This window comes from Saccharothrix deserti (genome assembly GCF_009769385.1).
Lineage (GTDB): Bacteria > Actinomycetota > Actinomycetes > Mycobacteriales > Pseudonocardiaceae > Actinosynnema > Actinosynnema deserti.
Genome location: NZ_VKAB01000008.1, coordinates 431812 through 451111 on the forward strand (window position 1 = coordinate 431812; position 19300 = coordinate 451111).

17 protein-coding genes are annotated in these 19300 nt (G+C 69.8%); all 17 read right to left on the minus strand.

Annotated features, from left to right (window positions below; genetic code table 11):
• Position 1: 1 nt before the first annotated feature.
• The 17 genes from FM051_RS19365 to FM051_RS19445 all read right to left on the minus strand — a co-directional run bounded on the left by FM051_RS19365 (position 2) and on the right by FM051_RS19445 (position 19234).
• On the minus strand, positions 2 to 1564 hold the full coding sequence (locus tag FM051_RS19365; RefSeq protein WP_158845074.1) for an NADH-quinone oxidoreductase subunit M: 1563 nt from the start codon (positions 1562 to 1564) through the stop codon (positions 2 to 4).
• Positions 1561 to 3516 carry an NADH-quinone oxidoreductase subunit L gene (nuoL, locus tag FM051_RS19370; protein ID WP_420803609.1) on the minus strand — a complete coding sequence of 652 codons (1956 nt, stop codon included), beginning with the start codon at positions 3514 to 3516 and terminating at the stop codon, positions 1561 to 1563. Before nuoL ends, FM051_RS19365 begins: the two co-directional genes overlap by 4 nt.
• Before the next feature lie 25 nt (positions 3517 to 3541).
• A complete protein-coding gene (nuoK, locus tag FM051_RS19375) occupies positions 3542 to 3841 on the minus strand; it encodes an NADH-quinone oxidoreductase subunit NuoK (protein WP_077010978.1) in 300 nt (99 codons plus the stop codon).
• Entirely contained in the window at positions 3838 to 4680 is an 843-nt protein-coding gene (locus FM051_RS19380; RefSeq protein ID WP_158845076.1) for an NADH-quinone oxidoreductase subunit J, read from the minus strand. The genes nuoK and FM051_RS19380 overlap by 4 nt, the downstream gene beginning before the upstream one ends.
• Complete coding sequence (gene nuoI / locus FM051_RS19385) at positions 4677 to 5231, minus strand: NADH-quinone oxidoreductase subunit NuoI (protein ID WP_158845079.1); 555 nt, start codon at positions 5229 to 5231, stop codon at positions 4677 to 4679. Before nuoI ends, FM051_RS19380 begins: the two co-directional genes overlap by 4 nt.
• Positions 5218 to 6549 (minus strand): NADH-quinone oxidoreductase subunit NuoH, encoded by a 1332-nt coding sequence (gene nuoH / locus FM051_RS19390; protein WP_158845082.1) that lies wholly within the window; start codon positions 6547 to 6549, stop codon positions 5218 to 5220. The genes nuoI and nuoH overlap by 14 nt, the downstream gene beginning before the upstream one ends.
• 73 nt (positions 6550 to 6622) lie before the next feature.
• A complete protein-coding gene (locus FM051_RS19395) occupies positions 6623 to 9112 on the minus strand; it encodes an NADH-quinone oxidoreductase subunit G (protein WP_158845085.1) in 2490 nt (829 codons plus the stop codon).
• On the minus strand, positions 9109 to 10389 hold the full coding sequence (gene nuoF, locus FM051_RS19400) for an NADH-quinone oxidoreductase subunit NuoF (protein ID WP_158845088.1): 1281 nt from the start codon (positions 10387 to 10389) through the stop codon (positions 9109 to 9111). Before nuoF ends, FM051_RS19395 begins: the two co-directional genes overlap by 4 nt.
• Before the next feature lie 15 nt (positions 10390 to 10404).
• Complete coding sequence (gene nuoE / locus FM051_RS19405) at positions 10405 to 11232, minus strand: NADH-quinone oxidoreductase subunit NuoE (protein WP_162470726.1); 828 nt, start codon at positions 11230 to 11232, stop codon at positions 10405 to 10407.
• Positions 11229 to 12599, minus strand: a complete 1371-nt coding sequence (locus FM051_RS19410) for an NADH-quinone oxidoreductase subunit D (RefSeq protein ID WP_158845091.1) — start codon at positions 12597 to 12599, stop codon at positions 11229 to 11231. Before FM051_RS19410 ends, nuoE begins: the two co-directional genes overlap by 4 nt.
• On the minus strand, positions 12596 to 13294 hold the full coding sequence (locus tag FM051_RS19415) for an NADH-quinone oxidoreductase subunit C (protein WP_158845386.1): 699 nt from the start codon (positions 13292 to 13294) through the stop codon (positions 12596 to 12598). The genes FM051_RS19410 and FM051_RS19415 overlap by 4 nt, the downstream gene beginning before the upstream one ends.
• 126 nt (positions 13295 to 13420) lie before the next feature.
• Entirely contained in the window at positions 13421 to 13969 is a 549-nt protein-coding gene (locus tag FM051_RS19420) for an NADH-quinone oxidoreductase subunit NuoB (protein WP_158845094.1), read from the minus strand.
• Between the two features lie 12 nt (positions 13970 to 13981).
• Positions 13982 to 14347 carry an NADH-quinone oxidoreductase subunit A gene (locus FM051_RS19425; protein WP_033428518.1) on the minus strand — a complete coding sequence of 122 codons (366 nt, stop codon included), beginning with the start codon at positions 14345 to 14347 and terminating at the stop codon, positions 13982 to 13984.
• A 345-nt stretch (positions 14348 to 14692) separates the two neighbouring features.
• Complete coding sequence (locus tag FM051_RS19430) at positions 14693 to 15970, minus strand: geranylgeranyl reductase family protein (protein WP_158845097.1); 1278 nt, start codon at positions 15968 to 15970, stop codon at positions 14693 to 14695.
• Positions 15971 to 16072: 102 nt separating this feature from the next.
• Positions 16073 to 16762, minus strand: a complete 690-nt coding sequence (locus FM051_RS19435; RefSeq protein WP_158845100.1) for a demethylmenaquinone methyltransferase — start codon at positions 16760 to 16762, stop codon at positions 16073 to 16075.
• Between the two features lie 228 nt (positions 16763 to 16990).
• Positions 16991 to 18100 (minus strand): glycosyltransferase, encoded by a 1110-nt coding sequence (locus FM051_RS19440; protein WP_158845102.1) that lies wholly within the window; start codon positions 18098 to 18100, stop codon positions 16991 to 16993.
• Between the two features lie 30 nt (positions 18101 to 18130).
• Positions 18131 to 19234, minus strand: coding sequence for a glycosyltransferase family 4 protein (locus FM051_RS19445; protein ID WP_202918910.1), 1104 nt, complete (start codon positions 19232 to 19234; stop codon positions 18131 to 18133).
• Positions 19235 to 19300 lie beyond the last annotated feature (66 nt).

Below are 19300 nucleotides of genomic sequence, written 5' to 3' on the forward strand. Positions count from 1 at the left end.
GTCACTTGCCTTCCTGCGCGACCGGGTCGGCCACCCCGACCTCGCTGAGCGTCGCCCCGACGGACGGGGTGATCACGTCCAACACCGGCTTCGGGTAGAAGCCGAGCACCAGGATCAGTGCCACCAGCGGCGCGAGCACGGCCAGTTCGCGCTTGTTCAGGTCCGGCACCGACGCCCGTTCCGGGTCGACCGCCGCGCCGGGTCCACCGACCGCGTCGATCAGCGCGGTGCCGCGCACCGGGCCCTGGAACACGCGCTGGTACAGCCACAGGACGTACAGCGCGGCCAGCACCATGCCGACGGCGGCCAGGATCGTGTAGACCGGTTCGTTCGGGTAGGAGCCGATGAGCACCAGGAACTCGCTCACGAACGAGTTGGTGCCCGGCAGCGCCAGCGACGACAGACCGGCCACGAAGAACAGGCCGCCCAGCACCGGGGTCAGCTTGGCCATGCCGCCGTAGTCCTCGATCAGGCGCGACCCGCCGCGGGCCATCACCATGCCGACGACCAGGAACAACATGCCGGTCGAGATGCCGTGGTTGACCATGTACAGCACCGCGCCGGTGCCCGCCTGCGAGCTGAACGCGAAGATGCCCAGCGCGATGAAGCCGAAGTGCGCGATCGACGTGTAGGCCACGAACCGCTTCATGTCGGACTGGCCGACCGCGAGCAGCGAGCCGTACAGGATGCCGACCACGGCGAGGATCAGCACCAGCGGCGCGAGCTCCTTGCTGGCCGCCGGGAACAGCGGCAGGCAGTAGCGCAGGAAGCCGAACGTGCCGATCTTGTCCAGGATGCCGACCAGCAGCACGCCCGCGCCGACCGGCGCTTCCGCACCGGCGTCCGGCAGCCAGGTGTGCAGCGGCACCAGCGGCGCCTTGATCGCGAACGCGATGAAGAAGCCGAGGAACAGCCAGATCTGGGTGGACAGCGGCAGGTCCCGCGTCACCGTGACCAGCGTGGCCCAGTCGAACGTGCCGCTACCGAGCTTGTCCGCGCTGACCACGTACAGGCCGATCACCGAGGCCAGCATGATCAGGCCGCCGAGCAGCGAGTACAGGAAGAACTTCATCGCCGCGTACTGCCGGTTCGGCCCGCCGAAGCGGCCGATCAGGAAGTACATCGGGACCAGCACGGCCTCGAAGAACACGTAGAACACGAACACGTCGGTGGCCGCGAAGACACCGACCATGCCGGTCTGCATGGCCAGCAGCAGCGCGAAGAACCCGCCCGCGCTGCGGCCCTCGGGCAGCTTGTCCGCCCACGAGCCGCCGATGACGACCGGCACCAGGAACGCGATCAGCGCGATCATCACCAGCGCGATGCCGTCCACGCCGAACGACAGGTGCACGCCGAAGGCGGGGATCCAGTCGGCCGAGCTGGTCAGCTGCAACCGGTCGCCGCCCGGGTCGAACGCGGTCCACGCCAGCACCGCCAGCGCCAGCTCCACCAGGGAGAACGCCAGCGCGACCGTCTTGGCCAACCGGTCGTTGCCCCGCAGGAACGCCACCACCAGGCTGCCGACCAGCGGCAGCAGGAGCAGCGCGATCAGCGTCCAGCTCACGAGAACCTCACCATCAGCAGCGCGCCCAGGACGAAGACCGCACCCAGGAGCATGGAGAGCGCGTACGAGCGCACGAACCCGGTCTGCAACCTGCGCAGCCGGCCCGAGCTACCGCCCAGCAGCGCCGCCGACCCGTTGACCAGGCCGTCGACGCCCTTGTTGTCCACGAACACCAGCGCGCGGGTGAGCCAGGTGCCCGGCCGCGCGAACAGCGCCTCGTTCAGCGCGTTGCCGTACAGGTCGGCGCGCGCGGCGCGGACCGGGAACGACACCCGCACCGGGCGTTCCACCGGCTGGGGCCGGCGGCCGAAGATCAGGTAGGCGATCAGCACACCGAGCGCCGACAGGCCGAGCACCAGGTAGTTGACCACGCTGTGGTCCAGCACCCCGTGCTGCTCCTGCAACTCGCCCAGCGACGGCGCCAGCCAACCCGAGAGGTTGTGGTTCGACTCCAGGAACCAACCCGCACCGACCGACCCGACCGCCAGCAGGATCATCGGCACCGTCATCGACAGGCCGGACTCGTGCGGGTGGTACTCGCGGCCGTCGGCGGACTTGAGGTCCGTCCAGCGCGGCTTGCCCAGGAACACCAGGAACAGCAGGCGCGTCATGTAGAACGCGGTGATGCCCGCACCGAGCGCGGCCACACCGCCGAACACCCAACCGCGCCAGCCCGGCTCGCTGAACGCCGCCGCGATGATGGCGTCCTTGGAGAAGTAGCCGGACAGGAACGGGAAGCCGATCAGGGCCAGGTAGCCCAGGCCCCAGGTGACGAAGGTGATCGGCATCTTGCGGGCCAGGCCGCCCATCCGCCGGATGTCGCCCTCGTCGTTCATGCCGTGCATGACCGAACCGGCGCCGAGGAACAGTCCGGCCTTGAAGAAGCCGTGCGTGAGCAGGTGCATGATGCCCAGCGCGTAGCCGACCGGACCGAGGCCGACGGCCAGGATCATGTAGCCGATCTGGCTGACCGTCGAGTAGGCCAGCACCTTCTTGAAGTCGTCGTAGGCGCAGCCGATGATGCAGCCGATCAGCAGCGTCAGCCCACCGATGATCATCACGACCAGTCGGCCGTCAGCGCTGAGGTTGTAGATCGGGTTCGACCGGGCGATCAGGTAGACGCCCGCGGTGACCATCGTGGCCGCGTGGATCAGGGCCGAGACGGGCGTCGGGCCGGCCATCGCGTCCGGCAACCACGCCTGCAGCGGGAACTGGCCGGACTTGCCGCACGCGCCGAGCAGCAGCAGCAACGTGATGGCCAGGACCTCGGCCGACGAGAACTCGTCGACGCGGGCGAACACCTCGGTGAACTGGGTGGTGCCCAGCGTGTTGAACATCATGAAGATGGCGATCGCCAGACCCAGGTCACCGACCCGGTTCATCAGGAACGCCTTCTTCGCGGCCGACGCCGCCTCCGGCTTGTACTGGTACCAGCCGATGAGCAGGTAGGACGCGAGACCGACGCCCTCCCAGCCGAAGTACAGCGTCACGAAGCCGTTGCCGAGCACCAGCAGCAGCATCGCGGCGACGAAGAGGTTCAGGTAGGCGAAGAACTTCCGCCGCCCGGCCTCGTGCGCCATGTAGCCGATCGAGTAGATGTGGATCAGCGACCCGACACCGGTGATCAGCAGCACGAACGTCAGCGACAGCGGGTCCAGGCGCAGCCCGAACTCCACGTCCAGCGCGGCCACCGGCACCCAGTCGAACAGGTGCACCTCGCTGGTCCGCTCCTCCGGGCTCATGCCCAGGGTGGAGAAGAACAGCGCGACCCCGTACGCGAACGCGGCGATCACGGTGGCGCAGCCCAGCAGGTGGCCCCACTTGTCGGTGCGCTTGCCACCCACGAGCAGCACGAGCGCGCCGAAGGCCGGCAGGGCTAGCAACAACCAGGCGAGACTCCCGATCCCGCTGGCGGCAACAACGCCCGAAGACCCGCTTGCGGGGTCGAGCATCAGCACAGTCGTCACCGGTGACCCCTCAGTACTTCAGCAGGTTGGAATCGTCGACCGAGGCCGAGCGACGCGTCTTGAAGATCGCCATGATGATCGTCAGACCGACCACGACCTCGGCCGCGGCGACGACCATCACGAAGAACGCCATCACCTGGCCGTCCAGCCCGCCGTTGATGCGGGCGAACGTGACCAGGGTGAGGTTCACCGCGTTGAGCATCAGCTCCACGCACATGAACACCACGATGGCGTTGCGCCGCACCAGAACGCCGACCGCACCGAGGCTGAACAGCAGCGCGGACAGCAGCAGGTAGTACGTAGGGGTCACGACGACTCTCCCTTGAGCGCGTGCGCGTCCGGCTGGTGCCCGGTGCCGGACACCTCCGCGACGTCGTCCTCGAGAGTTTCCCTGGCGGTCGTCTCGATCAGCTCGGACAGGGACTCGGAGGCGACCGAGCCGTCCGGCAGCAGGGCGGGCGTGGCCACCGAGTTGGCGGTGGCGAACACGCCGGGGCCGGGCAGCGAGCCGGGGCGGTTGCCGCGGAAGCGCTCCTCGACCAGCTGCTTCTGGGTCTTCTTGGCGTCCTGGCCGGTGCGCGAGGTGAACGCGAGCACCATCGCGCCGACCGCCGCGGTGATCAGCAGCGCGGACGTCAGCTCGAACGGGAACAGGTAGTCGGTGAACAGCGCCTCGCCGATGTTGGCGACGTTGCCGCCGTTCTGCGTGTTCTGCGCGGCCAGGCCGACCGGCTCCACGTCGGTCAGCGCGCGGGCGACCGAGCCGACCACGATGCCGGCGAAGCCGACGCCGATGACCGCCGCGGCCAGCCGCTGGCCCCGCAACACCTCGACCACCGAGTCCGAGCTGTCCCGGCCGACCAGCATCAGCACGAACAGGAACAGCATCATGATCGCGCCGGTGTAGACGATGATCTGCACGAAGCCGAGGAACGGCGCCTGCTGGACCATGTAGAGCACACCGATGCTGAGCATGGTGAGCACCAGCCACAACGCGGAGTGCACGGCGTTGCGCGCGAAGAGCATGCCCAGCGCGCCGGCGAGGGCGAGCGGGCCGAGGATCCAGAACGCGACCGCCTCGCCGGTGGTGACGGTGTCCACCACGCGTTCGACGGCGTCGGGCTGCTGTGCCAGGAGGGAAGCGATCATTGCCCCGCTCCCGGTGCCTGCTTCGCCTGTGCCTGATTCCCTTGGGCGGCCAGCTGCGGCCCGTTCACGTAGTAGTCCTGCTCGTTCTCGCCGAGCCGCATCGGGTGCGGCGGCTGCTCCATGCCGGCGAGCAGGGGCGCGAGCAGGTCTTCCTTGGTGAAGATCAGCTTCTGCCGGTCGTCGTCGGCCAGCTCGTACTCGTTGGTCATGGTGAGCGAGCGGGTCGGGCACGCCTCGATGCACAGGCCGCAGCCGATGCAGCGCAGGTAGTTGATCTGGTAGTCGGCGCCGTAGCGCTCACCGGGCGAGTAGCGCTCCTCGTCGGTGTTGTCGCCACCCTCGACGAAGATCGCGTCCGCCGGGCAGGCCCACGCGCACAGCTCGCAGCCCACGCACTTCTCCAGCCCGTCCGGGTGCCGGTTGAGCTGGTGGCGGCCGTGGAACCGCGGCGCGGTGACCTTCTTGACCTCGGGGTATTCCTCGGTGACGACCTTCTTGAACATCGTGCCGAAGGTGACGCCGAAGCCCTTGACGGGATCAAACACGCCCATCGCTGGCCTCCTTTTGTGAAGCTGCGGTTACCGCTGCCGGTTCCTGCGTCTGGTTGCCGGCGGTCGGCAGTTCTGCGACCTGCACCTGGCGGCGCGGCGGCGCCTTGGGGACCTTCAGGTCCAGCGGCGGCACCGGGTAGCCGCCACCGGTGATCGGCACGGCGTCGGGGTCGTGCGGCTCCCGCTTGTCCGGCAGCAGGAACGCGATCAGCAGGACCGCCACGAGGAACGCGCCGATCACGATCAGCGCGGTGCCGGTGTCCAGGCCGCTGCCCGACTCGAACTCCTGGCGCAGGTAGCGGGCGAACGCCACCGCGACGAACCAGACCAGCGCGATCGGGACCAGGAACTTCCAGCCCAGCCGCATGAACTGGTCGTAGCGCAGGCGGGGCAGCGTGCCGCGCAGCCAGATGAACAGGAACAGGAAGGCGAGCGTCTTGACCACGAACCAGAGCAGGCCGAACCAGCCGCTGTTGAGGATGTGGTCGTCCCCGACGAACGGGAACCGCCAGCCGCCCAGGAACAACGTGGTCGCCAGCGCCGAGACGGTCACCATGTTGACGTACTCGGCGAGGAAGAACAGCGCGAACTTCAGCGAGCTGTACTCGGTGTGGAAACCGCCGACCAGCTCCGACTCGGCCTCGGGGAGGTCGAACGGCGCCCGGTTGGTCTCGCCGACCATCGAGGTGACGTAGATGAGGAAGCTGACCGGCAGCAGGTAGAAGTACCAGCCGCTGCTCTGCGCGTCGACGATGTCGGCGGTGGACAGCGAGTGCGAGTGCATGACGACCGCGACGATCGACAGGCCCATCGCGATCTCGTACGAGATCACCTGCGCGGCCGAGCGCAGCGCGCCCAGCAGCGGGTACGGCGAGCCGGAAGCCCAGCCGGACAGCACGATGCCGTAGACGCCGAGCGAGGAGCAGGCCAGCACGACCAGCACGCCGACCGGCAGGTCGACCAGCTGGAGCGCGGTGCGCTCGCCGAAGATGGAGACCTCGCCGCCCAGCGGGATCACCGAGAAGGCGACGAACGCGGGGATGCAGGAGATCACCGGGGCCAGGAAGAACACCCACTTGTCCGCCAGGACGGGGCGGATGTCCTCCTTGAACGCGAGCTTCAGGCCGTCGGCGAGCGACTGGAGCCAGCCGTTCGGGCCGACCCGGTTGGGTCCGGGACGCTGCTGCATCCGGGCCACGACCTTGCGCTCCCAGTTGATCATGAACAGCGTCATGACCACGAGGAACGCGAAGATCCCGACGACCTTGACCAGGCTCAGCCAGAGCGGATCGTCGGCGAGGAGTTCAGCGGTGCTCATGCGCACACCTCGCTAGCGCTCGGCGTGGCAAGAGCACAAAGCACTGTGTTGGATGATTCGCTCGCAAGCTCGCTCATGCCTTGCCTCCGGACGTGATCTTCTCCGCAGTACCCGTGACCACGGGCGCGACGGCCACCACGGAGCCGTGGCCGGCGACCAGGTTGCGCCGCACGGTCACCGTGCCCGAGTTGCCGGGCAGCCACACGACGCCGTCGGGCAGGTCGGCCGCTTCGACCGGCAGCACCACCTCGCCACGGTCGGTGGCGACGGTGATCTCACCGCCCAGTTCGACGCCGAGGTGCCGTGCGGTGGCCGCGGAGAGCTTCGCCACCACCGGCCGCGCGGTGCCCGCCAGGTTCGGCTCGTCGTCCTGCATCGAGCCGTTGTCCAGCAGTCGCCGCCAGGTCGCGAGGACCGCCTGGCCGTCCTTGGGCTGCGAGAGCAGCGGAGCCTGCACGGTCGGAGCGGCAGCGGCAGCGGCAACGGTCGCGACGCCCAGTCGGGCCAGGTCCGCCGCGGCGGCGGCCGGGGTCTGGGTGAACAGGTCCGCGTCCATCTCCACGGCCAGCGTGTCGAGCACCCGGCCGTCCGGCAGCGCGCCGGTGCCCTCCAGCGTGGTGCCGAACGGGCGGGAGCGACCTTCCCAGTTCAGGTAGGTGCCCGTCTTCTCCACCGCCGGGGCGATCGGGAGCACCACGTCGGCGTGCGCGGTGACCGCGCTGTGCCGCAGCTCCAGGCTGACCACGAAACCGGTGAAGTCCAGCGCGCGCTCGACCAGCGCCGGGTCCGGCAGGTCGAACGGGTCGACACCGCCGACCACCAGCGCGTCCAGCCCACCGCTCGCGGCGGCGAGCAGGATGCCCGTGGTGTCGCGGCCGGCCTTCGCGGGCAGCGTGCCGGGCTCCAGGCCCCACGCCTGCTCGACCTCGGCGCGCGCCGCCGCGTCGCTGACCAGGCGACCGCCCGGCAGCAACGTCGGCAGCAGGCCGGTCTCCAGCGCACCGCGCTCACCGGCGCGGCGCGGGATCCAGGCGACCTTCGCGCCGGTCCGCTCGGCCAGCGCGGCGACCGCCGAGAACAGGCCCGGCACCTCGGCGGCACGCTCGCCGACCAGGATCACCGAACCCGGCTTGGCCAGGTCTTCCACCACGTCGGCGGCGTGCTCGGGCAGCGCGTTCAACGCGGCGGGCTCGCCGCCGGGCACGCACGCCAGCAGCACGCCGTTCGTCTTCTCCACCGCGGGCGTCGTGAACTGCCCCAGGTGGAACACCTTGGTCCGGTTCTTGCGGGCCGCCTTGCGCAGCCGCAGGAACACGATCGGCGACTCCTCCTCCGGCTCGAACGCGACCAGCAGCGCGGCGGGCGCGGTCTCGATGCCGGCGTAGGTGACGCCGCCGTTGTCCGGGTTCGTGCCGAGGATCGTGCTGGTCAGGAACTCCAGCTCCTCGGCCGAGTGGGCGCGGGCGCGGAAGTCGACGTCGTTCGTGCGCAACGCGATCCGGGCGAACTTCGAGTACGCGTAGGCGTCCTCGACGGTGAGCCGACCGCCGGCCAGCACACCGGCGCCCTTGCCGTCACGGGCCTTCGCCAGGCCCTCGGCGGCGTACTGCAGCGCCTCGGTCCACGACGACTCGCGCAGCTCGCCGGTGGCCTTGTCGCGCACCAGCGGGCGGCGGACGCGGTCCTCGGCGGTGGCGTAGGTGAACGCGAAGCGGCCCTTGTCGCAGGTCCACTCCTCGTTGACCTGCGCGTCGTCGCCCGCCAGCCGGCGCTGCACCTTGCCGCGCCGCCAGTCGGTGCGGGTCGCGCAACCCGACGAGCAGTGCTCGCACACACCGGGCGTGGACACCAGGTCGAACGGCCGGGCGCGGAACCGGTACGCGGCGCTGGTCAGCGCGCCGACCGGGCAGATCTGGATGGTGTTGCCGGAGAAGTACGACTGGAACGGCTTGTCCTGCGCGACACCGATCTGCTGCTGCGACCCGCGCTCCAGCAGCTCGATGAACGGGTCGCCGGCGATCTGCGCGGAGAACCGGGTGCAGCGCTGGCACAGCACGCACCGCTCGCGGTCCAGCAGCACCTCGGTGCTGATCGGGATCGGCTTCGGGAACGTCCGCTTGTGCTCGTGGAACCGGGAGTCCGACCGGCCGTGCGCCAGCGCCTGGTTCTGCAGCGGGCACTCGCCGCCCTTGTCGCAGATCGGGCAGTCCAGCGGGTGGTTGATGAGCAGCAGCTCCATCACGCCCTGCTGCGCCTTGTCCGCCACCGGCGAGGTCAGCTGGGTCTTGACCACCATGCCGTCGGCGACCGTCATGGTGCAGGAGGCCTGCGGCTTCGGCATCGGCCGGCCGCCCATCTCCACCTCGACCAGGCACTGCCGACACGCGCCCGCGGGCTCCAGCAGCGGGTGGTCGCAGAAGCGCGGCACGACGATGCCGAGCCGCTCCGCGGTGCGGATCAGCAGCTCGCCCTTGGGCGCGACGACCTCCATGCCGTCGATGAGGAGCTTGACGTGGCCCTCGGGGACCACGACCTCGGTGCTCTTCTCCGGTGCCATCGTCATGCGCTTGCTCCCGCCAGGACCTGGGAATTCTGGTCGCACAGAGCCAGGAACTCGTGCTTGAAGTACTTGATGCCGCTGGTGATGGGGCTGACCGCGCCGTCGCCGAGGGCGCAGAACGAGCGGCCCAGGATGTTGTCGCAGACGTCCAGCAGCGTGTCGATGTCACTGGCCGTGCCCTCGCCGCGCACCATCCGCTGGAGGATCTGGACGAGCCAGTAGGTGCCCTCGCGGCACGGCGTGCACTTGCCGCACGACTCGTGCTTGTAGAACTCGGTCCACTTCATGACCGCCCACGGCACGGACACCGTCTCGTTGAAGATCTGCAACGCGGTGGTGCCGAGCATCGAGCCCGCCTCGGCCGCGCCCTCGAAGTCCAGCGGCACGTCCAGGTGGTCGGCGGTGAACAGCGGGGTGGACGAGCCGCCCGGCGTCCAGAACTTCAGCGGGATGCCGTCCTTCATGCCGCCCGCCATGTCCAGCAGCGTGCGCAGCGTGGTGCCCATCGGGGCCTCGTACTGGCCGGGGCGCTCCACGTGGCCGGACAGCGAGAAGATCTTCGGACCGGGCGAGCGCTCGCGGCCCATGGTGCGGAACCAGTCCGCGCCGCCGTTGACGATGTACGGCACGCTGGCGATCGTCTCGACGTTGTTCACCACGGTCGGCGAGGCGTACAGGCCCGCGGTGGCCGGGAACGGCGGCTTGAGCCGGGGCTGGCCGCGCTTGCCCTCCAGCGAGTCCAGCAGCGCCGTCTCCTCGCCGCAGATGTACGCGCCGGCGCCGGCGTGCACGACCACGTCGAGGTCGAAGCCCGAGCCGAGGATGTCCTTGCCCAGGTAACCGGCCTCGTACGCCTCGCGGACGGCCGCGTGCAGCCGGCGGATCACGTGCAGCACCTCGCCGCGCACGTAGATCGCGGCGAAGTTCGCCCGGATCGCGTACGAGGTGATGATGATGCCCTCGATCAGCGAGTGCGGGTCCGCCATCATCAGCGGGATGTCCTTGCAGGTGCCCGGCTCGCCCTCGTCGGCGTTGATGACGAGGTAGTGCGGCTTGCCGTCGCCCTGCGGGATGAAGCCCCACTTCATGCCGGTGGGGAAGCCCGCGCCGCCGCGGCCGCGCAGCCCGGAGTCCTTGCACTGCTGGATCAGCTGGTCCGGGTGGGCGGTGAGCGCCTTGCGCAGCGCCGTGTACCCCTCCAACTGCTCGTAGGTCTTCAGCGTCCACGAGCGCGGCGACAGCCAGCGCTTCGTCAGGACGGGAGTCAGGTTGTCGACCACGTCAGCTCCCCCTACCTACTTCTTCTCCGGCAGCGGCGGGAACTCCGCGTGCTCCGGCATGGCCGGTGCGGTCCACCCGCGCTCCGCGGCGATCTTGGCCCCGCGCACCGTCTCGGGGGCGGCCGACGGGCCGTCCAGGTCCGCGTCCCGACCCTCGAAGAACCCGGCCAGCTGCAACTCGGCCTGGCGGAAGTCGGTCAGCGGCGCGCCGCGCGTCGGCTGGGGCTTCTCCCCCGCCTGCAAGGACTTGACCAGGTCCAGCGCGCCGTCCGGCGTCTGGTTGTCGAAGTACTCGTAGTTGACCTGGAGCACCGGGCCGAGGTCGCACGCCGCCAGGCACTCGGCGTGCTCCAGCGTGATCGAGCCCGGCGTGCCCGGCTCGCCCGAGGTCTCCTCGTGGCCGAGCGGCTTGCCGTCGGTGCCCAGGTGATCGCGCAGCTTGGCGTAGATCTCGTCGCCGCCCAGGGCCGCGCACAGCGTGTTCGTGCAGACGCTCACCAGGTGCTCGCCGCACGGACGGCGCTTGTACATGGTGTAGAACGTCGCGACCGCGCTGACCTCGGCGTTGGTCAGGTCGAGCTGGTCGGCGCAGAACGTGATGCCCGCCTGGCTGACGTAGCCCTCGACCGACTGCACCAGGTGCAGCATCGGCAGCAGCGCCGACCGCGACTGCGGGTAGCGCGCGATGATCGCCTGCGCCCTGTCCACGATCGACTGGTCGAACACGCTGGTGTCGATCGTCTGATCACCGGCTCCGCCGGCGGCTGGGTTCTCGGTCACCAGCCGGTGCGTCTCGACGGGGTCCAGCGGAGAGGCCGCGTAGACCTCTTCGGAAGTGCTCATCGGTCACAACCACCCATCACCGGGTCGATAGAGGCCACCGACGCGATGACGTCGGCGACCATGCCGCCCTCGCACATCGCGGGCATCGACTGGAGGTTCACGAAGCTGGGTTCGCGCACGTGCACGCGCATCGGCCGGGTGCCGCCGTCGGACACGACGTGGTAGCCCAGCTCGCCGCGCGGCGACTCGATCGGCACGTACACCTGGCCCGCCGGCACCGCGAAACCCTCGGTCACCAGCTTGAAGTGGTGGATCAAGGACTCCATGGACTGGCCCATGATCTTGCGGACGTGCTCCAGCGAGTTGCCCATGCCGTCCGAGCCGATGGTCAGCTGCGCGGGCCACGCGATCTTGGCGTCCTGCACCATGACCGGACCCGGCGTCAGGTTGTCCACCGCCTGCTTGACGATCCGCAGCGACTGGTGGATCTCCTCCACGCGCAGCAGGTAGCGGGCGAAGGCGTCGGCGGCGTTCGACGTCGGCACGTCGAACTCGTAGTTCTCGTAACCGCTGTAGGGCTCGACCTTGCGCAGGTCCCACGGCAGGCCCGCGCCACGCAGGATCGGACCGGTGATGCCCAGCGCGAGGCAGGCGTCCACCGGCAGGTAGCCGATGCCCGCGAGCCGGTTGCGCCAGATCGGCTGGCCGGTCAGCAGCTTGTCGTAGTCCGGCAGCCGGGAGTCCATCACCTTGATGAAGTCCTTGATCTTCTGCTCGGAGCCCTCGGGCAGGTCCTGCGCCAGGCCGCCGGGCCGGATGAACGCGTGGTTCATCCGCAGACCGGTCAGGAACTCCAGCAGGTGCAGGACCTCTTCGCGCTCGCGGAAGCCCGCGGTCATGCCGGTCAGCGCGCCCAGCTCCATGCCGCCGGTGGCCAGCGCCACCAGGTGCGAGCTGATCCGGTTCAGCTCCATGAGCAGCACGCGGATCGTCTGCGCCCGCTGCGGGACGGTGACGCCCAGCAGCTTCTCCACGGACATGCAGTACGCGGCCTCGTTGTGCAGCGGGGCCAGGTAGTCCATGCGCGTCACGAACGTGACGCCCTGGGTCCAGTTGCGGTACTCGACGTTCTTCTCGATGCCGGTGTGCAGGTAGCCGATGACGCTGCGGGCCTGGGTGACGGTCTCGCCCTCCAGCTCCAGCACCAGGCGCAGCACACCGTGCGTGGACGGGTGCTGCGGGCCCAGGTTCATGACGATGCGCTCGTCACCCGCGGCCTCGGCCAGCACCTCGTCCCAGTCGCCGCCGGTCACCGTGTAGACGGTGCCCTCGGTCGTCTGGCGCGAGCTCGCGTCGTACGGGTCGCTGTCCCTGCCGGGCGCACTGGTGTCGGTGCCCGTGGTCACGTCGGAAATTCGCTCGGTCATGAGTAGGACCGCCTCTGGTCTGGCGGGGGGATCTCCGCGCCCTTGTACTCCACCGGGATGCCGCCGAGCGGGTAGTCCTTGCGCTGCGGGTGGCCGTCCCAGTCGTCCGGCATGAGGATCCGGGTCAGCCCTGGGTGGCCGTCGTAGACGATGCCGAACATGTCCCAGGCCTCGCGCTCCTGCCAGTCCGCGGTCGGGTAGACCGAGACCACGCTGGGGATGTGCGCGTCGTCCACGTCGACCGCGACCTCCAGCCGGATGCGCCGGCGGTAGGTCATCGACGTCAGGTGGTAGACCGAGTGGAGCCGCTGCGGCGCGTCCGCACCGTAGTCCACGCCGGACACCGAGCTGCACAGCTCGAAGCGCAGCGCCGGGTCGTCGCGCAGGATGCGCGCCACCTCGACCAGGTTCTCCCGGCGCAGGTAGAAGGTGATCTCGCCGCGGTCGATGGTGATCTGCTGGACCGTGTCGGCGGGCAGGCCCTGCTCCCGGATCGCGGCCAGCAGCTCGTCGGCGACCTCGTCGAACCAGCCGCCGTAGGGCCGCTCGGACGGCGCGGCGACGTGGGCGGGCAGCCGCAGGCCGCCGAAGCCGGACGTGTCACCGGAGCCGGAGATGCCGAACATGCCCTGCCGGGCCTTGCCCGCGACCATGCCGCCGCGCGCCAGGTACTCCTCGTGCTGGGCCTCGTTCATGCCGGCCGAGCTGAGCGCTTCCGGCTTGTCACCGCCCTGCGGGGTGTCCGCACCGGGGGTCTTCTCGACTTCGCCCTTACCGGCTTCGTGCTTGTCGTCAGCGTTGCGCTCGTTTGGCATTGCCGCTCACTTCTTCGCAAAGCGCTCGGAGGACGGGATCAGGTCCGTCGTGTGGCCGGACTCGGCCAGCAGCGCGGCCCGGTTCGCCCCGAGCGGTTCGTCCATGATCTTCGCGTGGATCTTGAGGATCGCGTCGATCAGCATCTCCGGCCGCGGCGGGCAGCCCGGCAGGTACATGTCGACCGGCACGACGTGGTCCACGCCCTGCACGACCGCGTAGTTGTTGAACATGCCGCCGGAGGAGGCGCACACGCCCATGGCCAGCACCCAGCGCGGCTCCGGCATCTGGTCGTAGATCTGCCGCAGCACCGGCGCCATCTTGTTGGTCACCCGGCCCGCGACGATCATCAGGTCGGCCTGGCGCGGCGACGCGCGGAAGACCTCCATGCCGAACCGCGCCAGGTCGTAGCGCGGGCCGCCGGTGGTCATCATCTCGATCGCGCAGCAGGCCAGGCCGAAGGTGGCCGGCCAGAGCGAGGACTTGCGGGTCCAGTTGACCAACTTCTCCACGCTGGCGAGCAGGATGCCGTTCGGGAGCTTTTCCTCGAGACCCATGGGTCTTCCCCCTCAGTTCCAGTCGAGGCCGCCGCGACGCCACACGTAGGCGTACGCGAAGCCGACCGTCGCGACGAACAGTGCGATCTCCACCAGGCCGAAGAGGCCGAGCCGGTCCGCGGAGACCGCGAAGGGGTAGAGGAACACCATTTCGATGTCGAACAGGATGAACAGCATCGCCGTGAGGTAGTAGGCGACCGGCATGCGGCCACCGCCCACCACGGGTTGCGGCGAAGGCTCGATGCCGCACTCGTAGGCGTCGAGCTTCGCGCGGTTGTAGCGGCGCGGTCCGATGTACGGCGCGGCCGTCACCGAGAACAGCGCGAAGGCCGCGGCGAGGGCGAACATCAATACGAGGGGGAGGTAAGGGTCCAGCACTCTCCGTCGTCCTTTCCTCGCTGTCGCGGTGGTGGTGCACCGCCGACCGTTGCGCACCCTAAAGGGTGTTCTAGCGGCCTCCGGAGGTTAGGCGTGCCTAACAATCCGCAGGTCGCTTGTGAAACACTTCACAAGGCATCTCAGCCGGTTGTGAACTGATTCACAAGACCTGAGGGTCAGTGTAGAACGTCACACACAGGCGTGACGGGCACCCCCGTCATAGGCCCTGACCTGGTCTTATTCGGTGCAGATCAACAGTTGGAAGACGTCCGAGTGAACGGGGGCACACCGAAAACGAAACAGCGCCGACCCACGGGGCGGCGCTGCATCGGTTAGGGGAGCTGTTTAGGCCGTTGGGGCGAGTTTTGTCGCGGCCGTGATGATGCGGTCGAACGAGTCGCCGTCCTTGGGGTCGTAAAGGCCCGCGAGCAGCTTCAGGACCAGCTTCATCAGGGTCTTGCGCGGCAGGCCGTACTTGGTCGCGGTGCGCATGATCGTCGGGTGGCCGATGAGCTTGCTGAAGACGTTCCCGAGCCGGTAGTAGCTGCCCAGGGCCTGTTCGATGCGCACCGGGTAGCCGTGCAGCGCCCGTTCCCGGCTCGCGCCCTGGCGGGCCAGTGCCTGCACCGCGGTCTCGGCGGCGATCCGCGCCGACTCCATGGCGTAGCCGATGCCCTCGCCGTTGAACGGGTTCACCATGCCGCCCGCGTCACCCACCAGGAGCAGGCCGGCGCGGTAGTGCGGCTTGCGGTTCAGGCCCATCGGCAGGGCCGCGCCGCCGATCTTGCCGGTGGCGTTCTCCTCGCGGAAACCCCACTCCTCGGGGGTGCCGTCGAGCCAGCTCTTGAGCAGCGCGCGGTAGTCCGTGGTGCCGTAGGCCTTCGAGGTGCTGAGGATGCCGAGGCCGACGTTCACAGTTCCGTCGCCCATGCCGAAGATCCAGCCGTAGCCGGGCAGCAGCACGTCGTTCGCCCGGTCCCACAGCTCCAGGTGCGACTCCAGGTAGTCGTCCTTGGTGCGCGGGCTGGCGTAGTAGCGGCGGACCGCGACGCCCATCGGCTTGGCGTCGTCCTTCTGGATGCCGACGCTGAGGGCCAACCGCGCACTCACCCCGTCGCAGGCGAGCACGAGCGGGGCGCGGTAGGTGACCGGGGTCTTGTCCGGGCCCTGCTTGGCGGTGACGCCGACGACCCGGCCGTTCTCCACGACCGCGCCGGTGACGGTGGTGTGCTCGTGCAGCCGGGCGCCCGCTCGGACGGCGGTCTGCGCCAGCATCTCGTCGAAGTCCTGCCGGGGCCGGACCACGCCGTAGGGCGGGAACGTCGCCAGCTCGGGCCAGTCGAGCTCGAGCGTGACGCCGCCGCCGACCACCCGCAGGCCGCGGTTGTGCAGCCAGCCGGCTTCCTCGCGGGTGTCGATGCCCAGGTCGATCAGCTGCTTGACCCCGCGCGGGGTCAGGCCGTCACCGCAGACCTTCTCGCGCGGGAAGGTGCTCTTCTCCAGCAGCACCACGTCCAGGCCCGCGCGTGCCAGGTAGGTGGCCGCGGTCGAGCCCGCCGGGCCCGCACCGACCACGATCACCTCGGCGTCCTCGCCTGCCTTGCGGCGGCTGGGAGTCGTCATCCCCGCTCCTTGTGCCTGTGTTCACAAAGTCCAGGGCGAGTCTACTTGCGGGCTGCTGAGGATCATCCCGTGATCAGGCTCGGGAGCTCGGGCTACGCGCGCTTACGCGGGCTTGGTGCCGCGGTGCAGGGCGACCATGCCGCCGGTGAGGTTCATCCAGGCGACGTCCTCCCAGCCGGCGCGGGCCACGATCTCACCGAGCGCGCGCTGGTCGGGCCAGGTGCGCATGGATTCCGCGAGGTACTGGTAGGCCTCCGGGTTGGAGGACACGAACCGGCCGATGAACGGCAGGATCCGCACCAGGTAGCGCATGTAGACGAACCGGAACGGCCGGAACGTCGGCGTGGAGACCTCGCACACCACCAGCCGGCCGCCGGGCCTGACCACACGGGCCATCTCACGCAACGCGGCCTCGGTGTCGTTGAAGTTCCGCAGGCCGAAGGACACCGTGACGGCGTCGAAGGAGTCGTCCTTGAACGGCAGGCGCAGGGCGTCGGCGGCGACCTTCGGCACCGGCCGGTGCGCGCCGCCGAGGAGCATGCCGAGCGAGAAGTCGGCCGCCACGCACCACGCGCCCGAGGCCGCGTACTCGACCGTCGACACGGCCGTGCCCGCGGCGAGGTCGAGCACCTTCTCACCGGGCTTGGCGTCCAACACCCGCCGGCTCCACTCCCGCCAGCGCCGGTCGAACCCCAGGGTCATGACCGAGTTCGTCCGGTCGTAGCCCTTGGCCACGCCGTCGAACATCTCGGCGACCTCGCGGGGGTTCTTGTCCAGACCTGCACGCGCCATGCGCGAAGCCTAATCCCCGCTCGGCCCGCCCTCCCAAACCCCGTGTGTCCTACGTTCAGGCCGGGTGTGTCCTACCTCCAGGACGCGAGAGTCCTACGTTCAGGTTCGTCGGCCGGTGTTCTGAGCGTTGAATTCAGGTGTTCTGAACGTAGGACACACGTGACGCGAACGTAGGACACACCGGCTCTGAACGTAGGACACACGTGGCGCGAACGTAGGACACACGGGTTAGTGGGCGCGTAGGGCGGTGAGCATGCCGGTGACGGCCGTTTGCCAGGGGTACTCCTCGGCTCGGGCACGGGCGGCTGAGCGGCGGGTCGGTTCGGGGTCGTCCAGGAGGGCGTTCACCGCTCCCGCGAACGCCGGGGCGTGGTCGGCCACGGCGGCGCCGCAGCCCGGGCGGACGATTTCCTTCAGGGCCGAGGAAGCCGAGACGATCACAGGTGTGCCGGACGCCAGGGCTTCCAGCGCCGCCAGACCGAACGTCTCGTGCGGGCCGGGGGCCAGGGACACGTCAGCCGTCGCGAGGAGGTCGGCGACGTCCGTCCGGTGGCCGATGAAGCCCAGGAACGTCACCGGCAACCCGGCCGCACGGCGTTCCAACGCCTCACGACGCGGACCGTCACCCGCGATCACCAGCCGCACGTTGTGCCCGGCCGCGTGCAGTTCGGCCGCCGTGTCGACGCTGCGCTCGACGTGCTTCTCCGGTGACAGCCGCCCGCAGTGCACGAGCAGCGCATCCGCCCCACGCGCCAGATCAGCCTTGAGCGACCGGTCGTGCCGGGTCGGCGTGAACGTGCTCAGGTCCACCCCCAACGGCACGCGGGCGACGTTGCGCGCCCCGATCCGGTCGAACTCCTCCCGCGCGAACTCCGTCGTGCACACCACCGTGTCGTAGGAGGCGGCCATCCGGGCGTTCGCCCAGTCCGCACCCCGCCGCGCCATCGCCTTCGGCAGCAGGAACTGCTCCAGCAGCCGGTCCAGCCGCTCGTGCGAGATGACCACGCTCGGCACCCCGCGCGCCGCCGCCCACCGGCCCATCCCCCGCAACGTGAGCCGGTCCGACACCTCCAGCCGATGAGGTGAAAGGTGGTCCAACAGCGTCCGCACCCGCCACGGGTCGACCGCCCGGTACCCGCCGGTGCCGGGGATGCGCGGCGCGGGCAACGTGATGCGCCGGACACCCGGCGACAGCTCCTCGTCGGCGTGCGCGGCACCGGGGACGACGAGCGTGACCTCGTGGCCGTGAGCCGCGTAACCGCTGCCGAGGTGGTGCAGTGCCGTGCGCAGGCCACCGGAACGCGGCCCGTAGAAATTGGCCAGCTGGACGATTCTCATGCGTGCCCGATTCTCATGCGTGCCCGATTCTCATGCGGCACGGCGCTCCGACACGCCCAGCACGGCCGCGTAGTGGCCGAGCAGTTCGTCGCACACGGCCGACCACGTGCGTCCGCGCACCCACCGCCGGGCCGCCTGGCCGAACTGGCGACGTCGCAGCGGGTCGCTCAGCTCCACCACGGCCTGCCGGAGCTGATCGTCGGAGGCGAACAGGTACCCGGTGTTGGGTTGCACCAGGTCACGCGGCCCGCCCGCGTCCGGCGCGACCACCGGAACACCGCTGGCCAACGCCTCCTGCACCGCCTGGCAGAACGTCTCGTGCGGCCCGGTGTGCACGAACACGTCCAGGCTCGCGTACGCGGTGGCCAGGTCCTTGCCGGTCTTGAAGCCGAGGAACGCGGCGTCGGGCAGGTCCTGGCGCAACTGCGCCTCCTCCGGCCCTTCACCGACGACGACCACCCGCACGCCCGGCAGGTCACCGAGCACGCCGAGCCGCTCCACCCGCTTCTCCGGGGACAGCCTGCCGACGTACCCGACGAGCAGTTCACCGGCCGGCGCGAGCCGAGCGCGCAACGCGTCGTCCCGCCGACCGGGCTTGAACAGCTCGACGTCCACACCGCGCCCCCACCGGTGCACACGCGGCACACCGTGCTCCTGGAGCGCTTCCACGGCCCACGTCGACGGCGCGAGCGTCCGATCCGCCTGGGCGTGCAGCCGACGCGTCCACCGCCAGGCCGCACGGGCGCCGAGGCCGAGCCCGTAGTGACCGGCGAACCCGGCGATGTCGGTCTGGTAGACCGCGACCGTCGGGATGCCCAACCGCCGTGCCGCCGACAGACCGCGCGCGCCCATCACGAACGGGCTCGCCAGGTGCACCACGTCCGGCCGGAAGTCGGCCAACGCGGTCAGCACCTTCCGCGTGGGCACCCCGACCGGCAGCGAGCTGAACCTCGGCAGGTCGACAGCCGGCACGCGGACGACCGGCGTGCCGTGGTGGTGGTCCGCACCCGCGCCGGGCGCCACGACCAACGCCTGGTGACCGTGCGCTCTCAGGTGCTCCAGGACCCGGAGAACGGAGTTGGTGACCCCGTTGACCTGGGGCAAGAAGCTCTCGGTGACGATCGCTACGCGCACGCCGATCACCATGCGGTGCCAAGGACACGGCGGCGTGACACCTCAGCGAACGCCCGCCGAACTCCT

What these genes read in the sequence shown, in the direction of transcription:
- FM051_RS19410 (WP_158845091.1), bottom strand. Translation starts at nt 12,599, where the DNA reads ATGACCGAGCGAATTTCCGACGTGACCACGGGCACCGACACCAGTGCG.
- FM051_RS19380 (WP_158845076.1), bottom strand. Translation starts at nt 4,680, where the DNA reads ATGATCGCTTCCCTCCTGGCACAGCAGCCCGACGCCGTCGAACGCGTG.
- nuoL (WP_420803609.1), bottom strand. Translation starts at nt 3,516, where the DNA reads ATGCTCGACCCCGCAAGCGGGTCTTCGGGCGTTGTTGCCGCCAGCGGG.
- FM051_RS19395 (WP_158845085.1), bottom strand. Translation starts at nt 9,112, where the DNA reads ATGACGATGGCACCGGAGAAGAGCACCGAGGTCGTGGTCCCCGAGGGC.
- FM051_RS19430 (WP_158845097.1), bottom strand. Translation starts at nt 15,970, where the DNA reads ATGACGACTCCCAGCCGCCGCAAGGCAGGCGAGGACGCCGAGGTGATC.
- nuoH (WP_158845082.1), bottom strand. Translation starts at nt 6,549, where the DNA reads ATGAGCACCGCTGAACTCCTCGCCGACGATCCGCTCTGGCTGAGCCTG.
- nuoE (WP_162470726.1), bottom strand. Translation starts at nt 11,232, where the DNA reads ATGAGCACTTCCGAAGAGGTCTACGCGGCCTCTCCGCTGGACCCCGTC.
- FM051_RS19435 (WP_158845100.1), bottom strand. Translation starts at nt 16,762, where the DNA reads ATGGCGCGTGCAGGTCTGGACAAGAACCCCCGCGAGGTCGCCGAGATG.
- FM051_RS19440 (WP_158845102.1), bottom strand. Translation starts at nt 18,100, where the DNA reads ATGAGAATCGTCCAGCTGGCCAATTTCTACGGGCCGCGTTCCGGTGGC.
- FM051_RS19420 (WP_158845094.1), bottom strand. Translation starts at nt 13,969, where the DNA reads ATGGGTCTCGAGGAAAAGCTCCCGAACGGCATCCTGCTCGCCAGCGTG.
- nuoI (WP_158845079.1), bottom strand. Translation starts at nt 5,231, where the DNA reads ATGGGCGTGTTTGATCCCGTCAAGGGCTTCGGCGTCACCTTCGGCACG.
- FM051_RS19415 (WP_158845386.1), bottom strand. Translation starts at nt 13,294, where the DNA reads ATGAACGAGGCCCAGCACGAGGAGTACCTGGCGCGCGGCGGCATGGTC.